Source organism: Desulfamplus magnetovallimortis (assembly GCF_900170035.1).
Classification (GTDB): Bacteria; Desulfobacterota; Desulfobacteria; order Desulfobacterales; family Desulfobacteraceae; genus Desulfamplus; species Desulfamplus magnetovallimortis.
Genome location: NZ_LT828552.1, coordinates 10848 through 23541 on the forward strand (window position 1 = coordinate 10848; position 12694 = coordinate 23541).

A 12694-nucleotide genomic window follows, 5' to 3' on the forward strand; every position below is an offset into this window, starting at 1 on the left:
TATGCGAAAAAGAGAGGTTGGAACCTGCAATCGGGAAAGCAATTCCCTTGAACATGGACTGGCATATATCGAAAAAAACAGGGCAGTAGATGATGTGATTCTATCAGGCGGCGATCCACTGCTTCTTGATACTGAATCAATTGACAGGATTCTTGTTCCTTTGGAAATCACTCCAGTAGAGCCTCAAAATGTCCGCAAGCTCACACCCTCCATATTTATTGCCAGGTGGAGATTCTTTACACATCATCTCACCCGGCAGACTGGAAAGTGCCTCTTCCAGCGTCTTTTGTACTGAAAGAGGAAGCTCCACCCGAGGTGGCAGAACAGAATCCAGACGGGGCAGGTCTATACTGCTTGAAACATCACAGCAGACTCTCTCTGATTGGAGTTCCATGTGGCAAGGCGCATCCCAAAAAAGGATGAAGTATGAAAAAGACTAATAAATACTACGCGTTGCATCTGCCGAAGGCTTCATATAACGTTTGAGTTCAGAGGTGCCGCGCTGTTTGCAGCATCCTACTGGAACGAAGGGTTATCTCGGTTATTTGTAAGATTTTTTTCTATGCTTAATTCTGGTGATTAAGACAGTGTCATCCCCAATAATAGCAAAAATTATTCTATAATGGCCAACTCTAAATTTACGCAATCCTGAAAATTTGCCTTTTAATTCTGGGAATTGTTCTGGCGTATGAGACAAATCAGTTTCGATCTTGTCCAATATCCTTTTAACTTGATCTTTGCTAATTTGCTTTAAATCTTTTGATACAGATTTTTTAAATGTTATTTTAAACATTTAATTCATTTCGCATTTCATCTATTGAAGTAATGGGATCTGAAGAATCGTGAAGCCTATCTAATGCAATTTGCAGATCTGCCTGGTCTTCAAGGTATATTTCTAATGCTTTTTGGATATGGAATGATCTTGACCTTTCGGTCGTTTTTGCAACGGAATCAAGTTCCCGTATAAGCTCATCCGGCATTCTTATTGAAACAGCGACACTCATTTTAACCTCCGATATTTATGTGTTGATTTGTAATACATTGTAATCACAGCATACGGAAGAGTCAAGTCCATTTTTTGAGATAAGTTCACCGGCGCGCGATCACGCGCGTCCATGCGGAACGTAATGGAGCGGTGGTGAAACGCCTATTTATCGCTTTATTATAGTTCATAGTCTCCAAGAGAATAAACATACACTTCATTTCCAAATGGGTTTGTATAAATCCCTTCTTTTATATCTGGACATAAAAAAAACACATATTTATGCCTATCCTCAATTTTTCCCACTTTTTTTATGTCATTGCTTAATTTATTGTTATTACTTGGAGATACTGATGAAAATACCTCTGCTGCTATGCCTCCATCGAAATTACTTTCTATATCTGAACCTGACTGAGTGCCCAAATTCAAATTAATATTTTCTAAGCCACTGTGTTTATTAAAAAGGATTTTAGCTCCTAGGAAAGAAGCCAAATAAGTAAATGTCTGATTTATTTGTTCTATTAGATTGAGAGGTCTTGATGAATCCAAGGGATCAAAACCAATCTTCTCAAATTTTATTTTTTCTAAAAAGTGGATTGGATATGAGTGGCTCGAAATTTCATCTAATTTGAATTGAGCTTCTTGAGCTTAATAATTTAAAAGTTCAATATAATCATCAAGTTGACCAACAGACGAAATTATAATTTGTTTGTTCATTTCATTTTGTTCGATAACGGTGAGTAACGATTAACTTACCAGATCTAAAACGCGCCAGCGTTTTAGATCTGGTAAAGTGCCTGGTTCGCGTTAGCGATATACATTTTTACGATGTGCCACCCTAACAATCCAAATCGTAAGCTCTTCATCCTGAATAGAATATACAATTCGGTAACGACCATATCTCATACGATATTTTTCTTGGCCACTTAACTTTTTACAGTTTGATTGTCGAAGATTTTTACCAAGGGATTCAATACAGCTCAGAATTTTCGTTAAATCTTTATCTGGAATAGATTTAAAATCTTTCCAAACCGATGATTTAAAAAAAATTCTATATTCGGCCATCTTTTTTAAGCCTCTTTACCATTTGTTCGTAACTAATCAATGGCTCATCAGCTCTTTCCTCAAATGCAGCAAGGTCTTTAGCATCTTCAGAAAGTGCTTCTTTCAGTGCATCATTAATTATTTCGGACATAGATTTTGATGTTTCAAGAGCTTTTAGCTTTAATGCTTGATGTAAGGCTGGATCTAAATATATCGTTGATCTTTTTGATAATGTCGCCATAATACAACCTCCATTTAATTTGACAACATTATGACATCACAACGCTATGATGTCAACGTTGAGTACACAGTCAGCCGCAAAAGCCTGCGATACATCCACAGCCCTAATCGGCTGGCGGTGGTACGACTGGTTATATGAAGCCGAATTTTATCTTCAGCCCCCGCAAATCAATGTTTTTCCCATCAATGGCACATTGTTTGCTAATAGAAAAACTATATTTCCTGTACTATCCAATGCACAGCCCGTCAACAAACTCCGGCATGAACCCGGCTTTTCCATGCTCATTTTGTCCGGAAAAGCTCCAAAATCAGGGGCAATCCCTATCCGGATATGCTCTCTGTCATTTAAAAATGCCTTTGAACAAACACCACCCCATTCACTTTCACGACAGCGTGAAGATGCTCCGGGATTGTACATGACTGATGGCTGTCCAATCATGATGAATTCATCACCTCCACAGTTTCCTTGCCGTAAAAAGCCCTGAAAAAAACCTTGAAATACGGGGACTTTCTTATAAATCCCAAAAGAGATATCGGTCAAGGAATTTTAGATAAAGTTTCATATATTCAATATATTACTTCAAACCTAAATAATATTGAGCAATATATCACATTCCCTGTTTTTCTGATATTGGCAACTGCATATAATGACAGCAACAAAGAGAGGTTACCGCAAAGGATTCAATATTAATTTTTAGTATAGAAACCGCACTTTGCATCATGTACTGTACCTGTAAGAAATTCTGTGATAAAAAGCATATTCGATAATTTTTTACACGGGATTGAGCATCTTTCATACAACACCAAAATACTTTGCACTTTTCTGAAAAATACACCCAAAAAACGGGATATATTCCCTGGAAAGTATAAGATGGCAAGTATAAAGAAACCCAAGATTCCCAACTATTTTCAAAATATCCGGAGAGTTTAAAAAATGAAAAAAAAATCAGTTCCAACAAAAACCCCTCTTATTGTCCTTATAATTTTTTCTTCTGTAATGGTGATCTCATCATGCTCAACAAGGGGAGTCAATGATGAATACTTTGGCGCCACAGAACAGCGCCTGATGACCCACAGCCTTGACCAGCTTGTCTCAATGCTGCCGGAAGAGGATTTTATGCCTTTCAATGAGCAAAATGTCTATGTTGAGTGTCACTTTATTGAGGATGAGCCTCCCCTTAAATACGCCCTGAAGCGCATTGAGCTTGAACTTACCCATAAATATTCGTGTACAATTGTGGACTCTCCCGATGCCGCTGATATAATCTGTGATTTCTTTTTTACAGCATTTGCAACAGACCAGGACAGCTTTGGCTTCAAAACCCCGGAATTTATGATCCCAGGCTCTTCCGGAACGGTAAGCATTGATCTTATTGCACTTGATATGTATCACGGAGTATCGGAGCTTTACTACTACATCACTGACCCAAGAAGTAACAAAGTGACAAGGGGCGAGAGGATAAAATCCATAATACGAACAGACAAACTCTCACTCCCCATAATATCAATTCCTGTAAGCACATTGAAGTGATAACGTAAAATGCCAATATTTGATGCTGCAAAAACTTTTATAGCACTGTTTGCCTCCATATTTCTGCTCTCAACCGGCTCGGCACTCCAGAACACCTTGCTGAGTGTAAGCCTTAAATATGCAGAACATGCAGACTATATTGTTGCCCTGACCATGGCCGGATATAATCTTGGCATGATTGCAGGTTTTTTCATATGTCAGCAGATTGTCCGCCAAGTCGGCCATATTAGGGCATTTACAGCACTCAGTGCCATTGCATCTGTTTCTGCCATTGCCCACGGATTTTATGCACACCCTCTGCTATGGTTTCTACTTCGATTTGTAAGTGGATTATGCATTTCAAGCCTTTATATGGTTGTTGAAAGCTGGCTAAACGAAATGGTTGAACACCAGATAAGGGGAAGAATTCTCTCGCTTTATATGATCATTGTCTATTTTGGTAATGGCATAGGCCAGTTGATGCTGAACATGGGTGATATTCAAAGCACAACCCTTTTTATGGTGCTTGGTATAATTTTTTCTCTGTGTATTGTTCCTGTGGCACTTACAAGAGCCATAAACCCCAAGCCTATTAATGTAATTCACTATAACTTTATCAAACTTTTCAAACTTGCGCCTTTCAGCATGTTCGGGAGTTTTTCGTCAGGCCTTGTGCTTGGAGCTTTTTATGTTATGGGGCCGGTTTACTGCATTTATAACGGACTTGATCTATCAAGAATTACCATTTTCATGATGGTGACAATATGGTCAGGGCTTATTTTCCAGTGGCCTATAGGCTCTATTTCCGACCGTTTTGACAGACTCTCGATTTTATCGGTATTAAGTCTTTTTGTTGCCCTTGTTTCTGCTATAATACTTTTTGCAGGACATCTTAATTTCAAAATGCTTCTGCTAATGTCTTTCCTGTTTGGATCAGTTTTTACTATCTACCCTGTTTCAGTTGCAAGGGCACAGGACAACATTGAAAATGAAAATATAGTTCCCATAAGTGCTGCACTGATTCTATGTTACAGTTTGGGCTCAACTTTTGGCCCTTTGCTCTCTTCTGTATTGATGCATGCAGCAGGCCCTTCGGGATTTTATATTTTCTGCTCTCTCTCAACTCTGATAATGGGCGGAGCTGCCCTTTATGTAAGGACAAGAAGAGTTGAAAATACAGAGGAGCTTACTCCATACATACCCTTACCAAGAATATCACCGGTTATAAGCTCTCTGCACCCCCACCGGTTTGATGATGAGAATGAATAACATCAAAAGAAACAACACCAAAAGGAGCAAGACAATGCTATTAACTAAACAATATATACTCCTCATTATCTCAATTATACTTCTATTTTTTTCTGTACCTTCACAAGCATCATCTGAAAACAGAGACTCCACAAAACTATCAGAAGATGAGATGCTCACACTGTTTGTAAGTATTGAACCCCAGGCATATTTTGTGGAAAGGATTGGCGGCAAAATGGTTGATGTTCATGTTCTTGTTCCACCCGGCAAAAGTCCTGCCACATATGCCCCTACCCCTTCACAGATGCTGAAACTTACAGAGGCAAAACTTTTTTTTACAATTGGTGTGCCTTTTGAAAAAGCTCTTATGCCAAAAATCAAGAAAATTACCGGTGGCCTTGAAATTGTGGATACTACAAAGGGCATTGAATTGATGCCTTTTCACATCTCAGAATCTTCGCATGGACACCATGAAGAGTCTGATGCCAAAGAAAAAGAACAAAGTAGTGAGCATCAAAATGCTGAAGATGAAAAAAGTGAAGATGAACATCACCACACTGACGCCCTTGATCCCCACATCTGGATGAACCCGCTGCTTGTCAAAATACAGGCTGCAACTATCCTTGATGCGCTTTTAAAGTATGCACCTGAGCATAAGGCTCAATTAAGCCAGAACTTTAATAAATTCATGGATGATCTTGACAAATTACATCTTAAAATCAAGGATGCCCTTGCACCTTTAGAGGGTGAGACCATTTTTGTCTATCACCCTGTATTTGGTTATTTTGCACGTGAGTATGGCCTGAAACAGCTTGCAGTGGAGAGAGGCGGCAAGTCCCCAAGGGGAAAAGAGCTGCTTAATTTCATAACGGAAGCAAAAAACAACAATGTTCATGTCATTTTTGTACAGCCCCAGTTTGACCAAAATACTGCAAATAAAATAGCCACTGCCATTAAAGGAGTTGTGGTACCTTTGGATCCCCTGGCCCGTAACTACATTGAAAACCTTGAAAATATGGCTTCAACAATCAAAAATTCACTTAGGAATTGATTTTTACCGGAAACAGACACAAATGCCACTGTCAAAAGAGAGAGTAAAAACCCGTCAGATAAGTGTGGGCAATGTAAAAATTGGAGGCAATGCTCCTGTTGCTGTTCAATCCATGACCAATACATTTACACAGGATGTAAAATCCACCGTTGCGCAAATCCAGAGATTAACAGAAGCAGGATGTGAAATTATACGTGTTGCAGTGCCTGATATGGATGCAGCAGAGGCCATATCAAAGATAAAACCACAGATTTCCATTCCACTGATTGCAGATATCCATTTTGATTACCGGCTGGCTTTGGCTTCTGCCGATGCAGGTGCCGATGCCCTGCGCATTAATCCAGGCAATATTGGGGAAAAACATAAAATAAAGGCTGTTGCTGACTGTGCCAAATCATTGGGTATTCCCATTCGTGTAGGGGTAAACTCTGGCTCCCTTGAAAAGGATGTTGTTGAAAAAATGGGCAGCGGAGCTTCTGCCATGGTTGAAAGTGCCTTGAGAAATATAAGAGTTCTTGAAGATCTTGATTTCCATGATATCAAAGTTTCCCTTAAAGCTTCTGATGTGGAAAGAACAGTTGAGGCTTACAGGCTGATTTCCCAAAAAAGTGACGTGCCTCTGCATGTTGGGGTTACCGAAGCAGGCGGACTTTTTGCAGGTATAACAAAATCTGCTATCGGTATAGGCATGATACTTGCTGACGGAATTGGAGATACCATAAGAGTCTCTTTGACCCGTGATCCTGTGGAAGAGGTTCGTGTCGGGTGGGAAATCCTTCGCTCCCTTGGCCTCCGTCAAAGAGGACCTGAAATAATATCATGTCCTACCTGCGGACGCTGCAAAATCAACCTTTTTGATGTGGCAGGAGAGGTTGAAGATGCCCTTCTGAACTGCCCTGACAACCTCAAGGTTGCCATTATGGGGTGTGTTGTAAACGGCCCGGGAGAGGCAAAAGAGGCGGATATCGGCATTGCCGGCGGAGATGGACATGGCATTCTGTTCAAAAAAGGTAAAATTATAAGAAAAATCCAACAGCAGGATATGGTAAAGGAACTTCTTAGCGAAATTGAATCTATCAGGAAACAGAAAAACCAAATTTAAAAATTGAATACAAAAAAAGATGTCGAAAAAATCTAAGCAAACATTAAAACCATGAAAAAAACTGGAGGAAAATAAATGGGGAACAAGGTAAAAACAGCAATTTCACCCACCCGCGAGGAAGATTATCCCATGTGGTATCAGGAGGTTGTAAAAGCCTCAGAAATGGCTGAAAAATCTTCTGTAAGGGGATGTATGGTTATTCGGCCATGGGGCTACACCCTCTGGGAAAACATGGTGGCTATACTTGATGCCGAATTCAAGGAGACAGGAGTGAAAAATGCCTATTTTCCGCTGTTTATTCCCTTGAGTTATCTTGAAAAAGAGGCAGAGCATGTTGAGGGCTTTGCCAAGGAGTGCGCTGTTGTAACCCACCACAAACTTGAACAGGGTCCAAATGGCGGCCTTGTTCCGGCAGGTGAACTTGCAGAGCCTCTCATTGTACGCCCCACATCAGAGACCATCATAGGAGAATCAATGTCCAGGTGGGTCTCAAGTTACAGGGATCTTCCAGTACTTATTAACCAGTGGGCAAATGTTGTCAGGTGGGAGATGAGAACCCGTATCTTTCTCAGGACAAGCGAATTTCTGTGGCAGGAAGGTCACACAGCACATGCAACAGAAGAGGAAGCAAGGCAGAGAACCAGCATGATGCTTGATGTTTATACAAAATTTGTTGAAGAGTGCCTTGCCATGCCTGTTGTAAAGGGGCGCAAATCAGAATCGGAAAGATTTCCTGGCGCTGTTGACACCACATGCATTGAGGCCATGATGCAGGACAAAAAGGCTTTACAGGCAGGAACTTCCCATTTTCTGGGACAAAACTTTGCAAAAGGTTCTGATATCCGCTTTCAGGATGCTGATGGAAAGGATCAATTTGCCTGGACAACATCATGGGGTGTATCCACCAGAATGATCGGAGGGATGATCATGACCCACGGTGATGACGACGGTGTTATAATGCCGCCAAGGGTGGCTCCTGCCCATGTGGTTCTTCTTCCTATTTTCCGAAATGACGAAGAGAAAAAAGATGTAATGGAGTATGTAAACTCCCTTGCTGGTGAATTAAGGCAGATTTTATATCACGACAGAAAAATTGTTGTGGAGATTGATGAGAGGGACACCGGAGGTGCCAGAGGCTGGGAATGGATTAAAAAAGGCATTCCTGTAAGGGCTGAAATAGGCCCCAAGGATGTTGAGAAAAATGCTGTGTTTGCAGCAAGAAGGGACAGAACCCCTAAAGAAAAATCATCAATTGCACGGTCAGATTTTATAAATGGTATGGTGGAAATGCTTGATGAAATCCAGGCAACTCTTTTTAAAAGAGCCAAAGATTTCAAAGATTCAAATACCCACCAGATTGATGACAAGAATAAATTCTACGATTTTTATAAATCCAAAGAAGGCATTCACGGCGGTTTTGTAATGGCTCACTGGTGCGAAAGCCTTGATTGTGAGGCAAAAATCAAAGAAGACCTCTCTGTTACCATAAGATGCATTCCATTTGACTCACCTGAAGAAAGTGGAAAGTGTATCTATTGTGGAGGAAAAAGCCAAAAACGTGTGCTCTTTGCCAAGGCATACTGATCATAAATACTCAACGTCGGCACCCATGGTCTTTTAAGCCTTCTCAATCCTGTCTGAATCAGGAGCCCCATGATTTTAACAGTATAAGAGGATTATTTATCCTGAACATCCTTTTCATCCTGGTTATCCTGATTCAGACAAATGCAATAACTTCTGAAAAAGCAATAAGATGTCGATTTTGAATAAATAACTAAAGTATTTAATAAAGATGATGGCATGGTTAGAATCAGTGAAATTCAGGACATAATTCTTGAATATAATCCAGAGGCCCGTCTGGATATCGTTGACAGGGCATATGTATATTCAGCGCAGGTTCATGACGGACAGGTGAGGTTATCCGGAGAGCCTTATCTTTCCCACCCCCTTGCAATTGCCGAGATACTTGCCAACATGAAACTTGATGTTGAAAGCATTGCAGCAGCCCTTCTTCACGATGTAATTGAAGATACCCATGCCACAAGGGAAGAGATAGAAGAGATTTTTGGACACAACATTGCCCATATTGTGGCTGGTGTCACAAAAATTTCCAAACTTGCCCTTTCTGACAAATCTGTCCGCCAGGCGGAAAGTCTTAGAAAGATGATTCTTGCAATGGCAGATGATATAAGGGTCATTCTCATAAAACTTGCTGACCGGCTTCATAACATGAGAACCCTTGAATATCACACCCCTGAAAAGCAAATAGTCATTGCCCGCGAGACCCTTGACATTTACAGCCCCATTGCAGCAAGGCTTGGAATTTTCTGGCTTAAACAGGAGCTTGAGGATATTGCATTCTACTACACACACCCCGAAGAGTATGAAACCATTGACAATCTTGTCAATAAAGCAAGGGAAGAAAAAGAGGCCTATGTAAAAGAGGTCAAAGAGGCGCTGACCCGTAAAATGGAACAGGAGGGTATTTCTGCCCAGATAAAGGGGCGCCATAAACAGCACTTCAGCATATACCAGAAGATGCTCTCCCAGAACCTGGAGTTTAACCAGGTATATGATATTGTTGCATTCCGTATAATTCTTGAGAAAAAGAGCCAGTGTTATGAAGCAATGGGAATCATACATGATATGTGGAAGCCCATTCACTACAAGTTCAAGGATTACATTGGTGTCCCCAAACCCAACGGCTACCAGTCCCTGCATACAACCGTAATAGGTCCCCATGGTGAACGGGTGGAGATTCAGCTTCGTACAAAGGAGATGGATGAAATTGCAGAATCAGGAATTGCTGCCCATTGGAGCTACAAGGAAGGAGCAACAATAGATGAACGCACCGGAAAAACCTTTGCATGGCTTCGTAACCTTGTGGAAAACCAGAAGGAGTCCACAGACCCGGATGAGTTCCTTGAAAATGTCAGAATAGACCTATTTCCTGACGAGATTTATGTTTTTACACCTGACGGCGAGATAAAAACCCTTCCTAAAGGTGCAACGCCTGTTGATTTTGCATATATGGTACACTCGGAAGTTGGTGACCAGTGCACAGGCGCAAGGGTCAACGGCAAAATTGTCCCCCTTGATTACAAACTTGAAACCGGCAATATTGTAAGTATAATTACAACCAAAAACCACCATCCAAGTGCGGACTGGATTCATTTTGTAAGAACTGTCAAGGCAAGAAGCAAAATCAGGCAGTGGATTAAGGCACGGGAGCGGGAACGGGCACTTTCCCTTGGAAAGGAAATGTGTGAAAAGCTTTTCCGGAAGAAAAACCATAACTTTAATTCCATGCTAAAATCCGGTGAAATTGAAAAGGTTGCAACTGAGTCATTTGCATTCAAGGCAGTTGATGATCTAATTGCCCATGTGGGATTTGGCAAGATAACGCCTCTCCAGATACTTCACAAGGCAATTCCCGATTCAGAAAAAGATGGTGAAGAAGATAAGGATAACCCACCTTTCCATAAAGTTGCAGTCGAAAAGAAAAAAGCAAAAAAAAATCGGGGAGATGGAGTTGTTGTAAAGGGGTTAGATGATATTCTAGTAAAGTTTTCACGATGCTGCTCGCCACTTCCCGGAGATGATATCATAGGCTATATTACCCAGGGACAAGGAATTACAGTGCATCGCAAGGGGTGCATCAATACCCGCCTCATGAGTCCTGAAAGAAAAATTGATGTTGAGTGGAGTGATGCAGAAAACAGAATAGATTCATACCCTGCCAAGATACGGACAAGGGCTGTTGACAGACACGGTCTGCTTGCAGATCTTGCAACTGCCATCAACAAATGCGGAGCAAATATTGACAATGCCCATACAGAAACATCCAATGATGGAATTGTCAGAAGCTACTTTACAATCTCGGTAAAAAGTATTGATCAACTACATACAATAATGACAGCTCTTAGAAAAATCAAATCAGTTAAAAATGTGAAAAGGCTTGTTGCAAATATTTAAAAAGCTACTGTCATAATCGAAAAATACTTTGTATGCACAAATATGAAATGCCCCCGTCCTTGTATCAAAGAGCGGGGGCATTTTTCAAAACAGACAAATATGACAGTGACGCAAAATAAAAAGCCATGCAGAAATCTGGTTTTTATTTTAATGGTGTGGGAATTTCCATTTTTTTCTTTCAAAAAAAGTAATTATGGAAGTATCCGCCCGAAGGGCGCAAAGTTCAAGCAAATCAGGCAGCTTTTACTACCCGACCTGATTTTATGCAGTTTGTGCAGACATTGATCTTTTTGACCTGTCCATTATAAACCGCACGAACCTTCTGTAAATTTGGGTTAAAACGACGTTTGTTAATATTGTGTGCGTGGCTTATATTGCTCCCTACCATGGGTTTTTTACCACATATAGTACACTGTTTTGACATTGTAAGTCTCCTTGAAATATTTAAGTTCATGCCATAATTCAAAACATAAGCATATACATCCAATTCCTTTAAATGTAAATAAAAATTCTGACAAACATACATGATGGCTTAAGTCTGTAATAACAAAACCTTTATGCCCAAATTAAACTGCCCCCCAGCCATTAAAGAATTGGGGGGCTATTTTTATGAAAAGATACAATTAAAATGGTAAGGTATAATTAAAATGGAACCACTTGTATTAACACCTTTATCTCTGCTTTTTCTCTTTTTTTCAGGACTTGCAGCCGGCCTTGTGGATTCCATAGCCGGAGGTGGCGGTCTAATATCCCTGCCTGCCCTTATTTTTGCAGGTCTTCCTCCCCAGCTTGCTCTGGGTACAAACAAGCTCCAGGGAACTTTTGGCAGCTTTTCCGCAACAATCAATTATGTACGAAAGGGCCAGGGTTCCTTAAAAGATGGATGGAAAGGGATCCTGTTTACATTTATTGGAGCCTCTTTTGGCTCATGGATGGTACAGCAAATTGATGCAGGATTTATTGAACCTCTTATTCCGTTTCTTCTGCTGTGTGTCTTTATTTACACTCTTTTTTCCTCCCGACTTGGCCTTGAAGATCATGATGCAAAAATCTCAAAGAATTTTTTCTGGTTCGTTGCCGGCATTACCCTGGGTTTTTATGACGGTTTTTTTTGGGCCTGGAACCGGCTCATTTTGGACAGCGGCACTTATGTTTTTAATGGGCTACAACATGCTGAAGGCATCAGGTTATACAAAAATAATGAATTTTACAAGCAATATTGTAGCTTTGACCCTTTTCATCATTGGTGATAACGTCTGCTACTCAGCAGGGCTGACCATGGCAGCCGGTCAGGTTGCAGGAGCACTTACAGGATCCGGCCTTGCCATAAAAAAAGGAGCAGGGTTTATTCGACCTGTCTTCATGACAGTGGTTTTTCTTACAATTGTAAGACTTGTCTATATGAACTATTTTAAATGATTGCAAGGCATCTGAAGGATGCCCGTTTTTTTACCGTGGAAATAGATACGATTTTCTATATTCGGAGTGGCTGAATCCCAGCCATCTCTTTTTAGAAGATAAGATGATTAATGCTAAGGAACA

The 12694-nt window shown here is 40.6% G+C and carries 14 protein-coding genes and 2 pseudogenes; 9 read left to right on the plus strand and 7 right to left on the minus strand.

Annotation, left to right across the window (positions count from 1 at the left end):
- A pseudogene (locus tag MTBBW1_RS29155) lies at positions 1-295 on the plus strand (hypothetical protein); the annotation flags it as partial.
- A gap of 246 nt (positions 296-541) precedes the next feature.
- On the opposite strand, the gene MTBBW1_RS18800 reads toward MTBBW1_RS29155, so the two are convergent.
- From MTBBW1_RS18800 to MTBBW1_RS29160, 6 genes are all read right to left on the minus strand, one after another.
- On the minus strand, positions 542-793 hold the full coding sequence (locus MTBBW1_RS18800; RefSeq protein ID WP_080805935.1) for a type II toxin-antitoxin system RelE family toxin: 252 nt from the start codon (positions 791-793) through the stop codon (positions 542-544).
- Positions 786-1004: a type II toxin-antitoxin system RelB family antitoxin gene (gene relB, locus MTBBW1_RS18805; protein ID WP_080805938.1), complete on the minus strand. Its 219-nt coding sequence runs from the start codon at positions 1002-1004 to the stop codon at positions 786-788. Before relB ends, MTBBW1_RS18800 begins: the two co-directional genes overlap by 8 nt.
- 158 nt (positions 1005-1162) lie before the next feature.
- On the minus strand, positions 1163-1531 hold the full coding sequence (locus MTBBW1_RS18810; RefSeq protein ID WP_139786821.1) for a hypothetical protein: 369 nt from the start codon (positions 1529-1531) through the stop codon (positions 1163-1165).
- Between the two features lie 258 nt (positions 1532-1789).
- Positions 1790-2047 carry a type II toxin-antitoxin system RelE family toxin gene (locus MTBBW1_RS18815; RefSeq protein WP_080805943.1) on the minus strand — a complete coding sequence of 86 codons (258 nt, stop codon included), beginning with the start codon at positions 2045-2047 and terminating at the stop codon, positions 1790-1792.
- Positions 2034-2267 (minus strand): CopG family transcriptional regulator, encoded by a 234-nt coding sequence (locus MTBBW1_RS18820; RefSeq protein ID WP_080805946.1) that lies wholly within the window; start codon positions 2265-2267, stop codon positions 2034-2036. The genes MTBBW1_RS18815 and MTBBW1_RS18820 overlap by 14 nt, the downstream gene beginning before the upstream one ends.
- Before the next feature lie 153 nt (positions 2268-2420).
- A complete protein-coding gene (locus MTBBW1_RS29160) occupies positions 2421-2705 on the minus strand; it encodes a hypothetical protein (RefSeq protein ID WP_080805948.1) in 285 nt (94 codons plus the stop codon).
- A gap of 495 nt (positions 2706-3200) precedes the next feature.
- Here MTBBW1_RS29160 and MTBBW1_RS18830 point away from each other — a divergent pair, with 495 nt between their 5' ends.
- The 6 genes from MTBBW1_RS18830 (at position 3201) to MTBBW1_RS18855 (ending at position 11152) form a co-directional block, all read left to right on the plus strand.
- Positions 3201-3797 (plus strand): hypothetical protein, encoded by a 597-nt coding sequence (locus tag MTBBW1_RS18830; RefSeq protein WP_080805950.1) that lies wholly within the window; start codon positions 3201-3203, stop codon positions 3795-3797.
- A 9-nt stretch (positions 3798-3806) separates the two neighbouring features.
- Positions 3807-5045: an MFS transporter gene (locus MTBBW1_RS18835; protein ID WP_080805953.1), complete on the plus strand. Its 1239-nt coding sequence runs from the start codon at positions 3807-3809 to the stop codon at positions 5043-5045.
- A gap of 34 nt (positions 5046-5079) precedes the next feature.
- Positions 5080-6075 (plus strand): metal ABC transporter solute-binding protein, Zn/Mn family, encoded by a 996-nt coding sequence (locus tag MTBBW1_RS18840; RefSeq protein ID WP_186441498.1) that lies wholly within the window; start codon positions 5080-5082, stop codon positions 6073-6075.
- Between the two features lie 22 nt (positions 6076-6097).
- On the plus strand, positions 6098-7177 hold the full coding sequence (gene ispG, locus MTBBW1_RS18845; RefSeq protein ID WP_080805957.1) for a flavodoxin-dependent (E)-4-hydroxy-3-methylbut-2-enyl-diphosphate synthase: 1080 nt from the start codon (positions 6098-6100) through the stop codon (positions 7175-7177).
- A 75-nt stretch (positions 7178-7252) separates the two neighbouring features.
- Positions 7253-8761 (plus strand): proline--tRNA ligase, encoded by a 1509-nt coding sequence (gene proS / locus MTBBW1_RS18850; RefSeq protein WP_080805960.1) that lies wholly within the window; start codon positions 7253-7255, stop codon positions 8759-8761.
- A 216-nt stretch (positions 8762-8977) separates the two neighbouring features.
- A complete protein-coding gene (locus tag MTBBW1_RS18855; RefSeq protein WP_080805962.1) occupies positions 8978-11152 on the plus strand; it encodes a RelA/SpoT family protein in 2175 nt (724 codons plus the stop codon).
- A 232-nt stretch (positions 11153-11384) separates the two neighbouring features.
- Here MTBBW1_RS18855 and rpmB read toward each other — a convergent pair whose 3' ends face one another.
- Positions 11385-11576, minus strand: coding sequence for a 50S ribosomal protein L28 (gene rpmB / locus MTBBW1_RS18860; protein WP_080805964.1), 192 nt, complete (start codon positions 11574-11576; stop codon positions 11385-11387).
- Between the two features lie 223 nt (positions 11577-11799).
- On the opposite strand from rpmB, the pseudogene MTBBW1_RS30035 reads away from it, so the two are divergent.
- A pseudogene (locus tag MTBBW1_RS30035) lies at positions 11800-12030 on the plus strand (TSUP family transporter); the annotation flags it as partial.
- A gap of 70 nt (positions 12031-12100) precedes the next feature.
- Positions 12101-12571, plus strand: a complete 471-nt coding sequence (locus tag MTBBW1_RS30040; protein WP_281255658.1) for a TSUP family transporter — start codon at positions 12101-12103, stop codon at positions 12569-12571.
- The last annotated feature ends 123 nt before the right edge of the window (positions 12572-12694 follow it).

Bases quoted from the DNA above. Each gene is read 5' to 3' on its own strand.
- MTBBW1_RS18800 (WP_080805935.1), bottom strand. From the start codon at position 793: ATGTTTAAAATAACATTTAAAAAATCTGTATCAAAAGATTTAAAGCAA.
- relB (WP_080805938.1), bottom strand. From the start codon at position 1,004: ATGAGTGTCGCTGTTTCAATAAGAATGCCGGATGAGCTTATACGGGAA.
- MTBBW1_RS18815 (WP_080805943.1), bottom strand. From the start codon at position 2,047: ATGGCCGAATATAGAATTTTTTTTAAATCATCGGTTTGGAAAGATTTT.
- MTBBW1_RS18820 (WP_080805946.1), bottom strand. From the start codon at position 2,267: ATGGCGACATTATCAAAAAGATCAACGATATATTTAGATCCAGCCTTA.
- MTBBW1_RS29160 (WP_080805948.1), bottom strand. From the start codon at position 2,705: ATGATTGGACAGCCATCAGTCATGTACAATCCCGGAGCATCTTCACGC.
- MTBBW1_RS18830 (WP_080805950.1), top strand. From the start codon at position 3,201: ATGAAAAAAAAATCAGTTCCAACAAAAACCCCTCTTATTGTCCTTATA.
- MTBBW1_RS18835 (WP_080805953.1), top strand. From the start codon at position 3,807: ATGCCAATATTTGATGCTGCAAAAACTTTTATAGCACTGTTTGCCTCC.
- MTBBW1_RS18840 (WP_186441498.1), top strand. From the start codon at position 5,080: ATGCTATTAACTAAACAATATATACTCCTCATTATCTCAATTATACTT.
- ispG (WP_080805957.1), top strand. From the start codon at position 6,098: ATGCCACTGTCAAAAGAGAGAGTAAAAACCCGTCAGATAAGTGTGGGC.
- proS (WP_080805960.1), top strand. From the start codon at position 7,253: ATGGGGAACAAGGTAAAAACAGCAATTTCACCCACCCGCGAGGAAGAT.
- MTBBW1_RS18855 (WP_080805962.1), top strand. From the start codon at position 8,978: ATGGTTAGAATCAGTGAAATTCAGGACATAATTCTTGAATATAATCCA.
- rpmB (WP_080805964.1), bottom strand. From the start codon at position 11,576: ATGTCAAAACAGTGTACTATATGTGGTAAAAAACCCATGGTAGGGAGC.
- MTBBW1_RS30040 (WP_281255658.1), top strand. From the start codon at position 12,101: ATGCAGGATTTATTGAACCTCTTATTCCGTTTCTTCTGCTGTGTGTCT.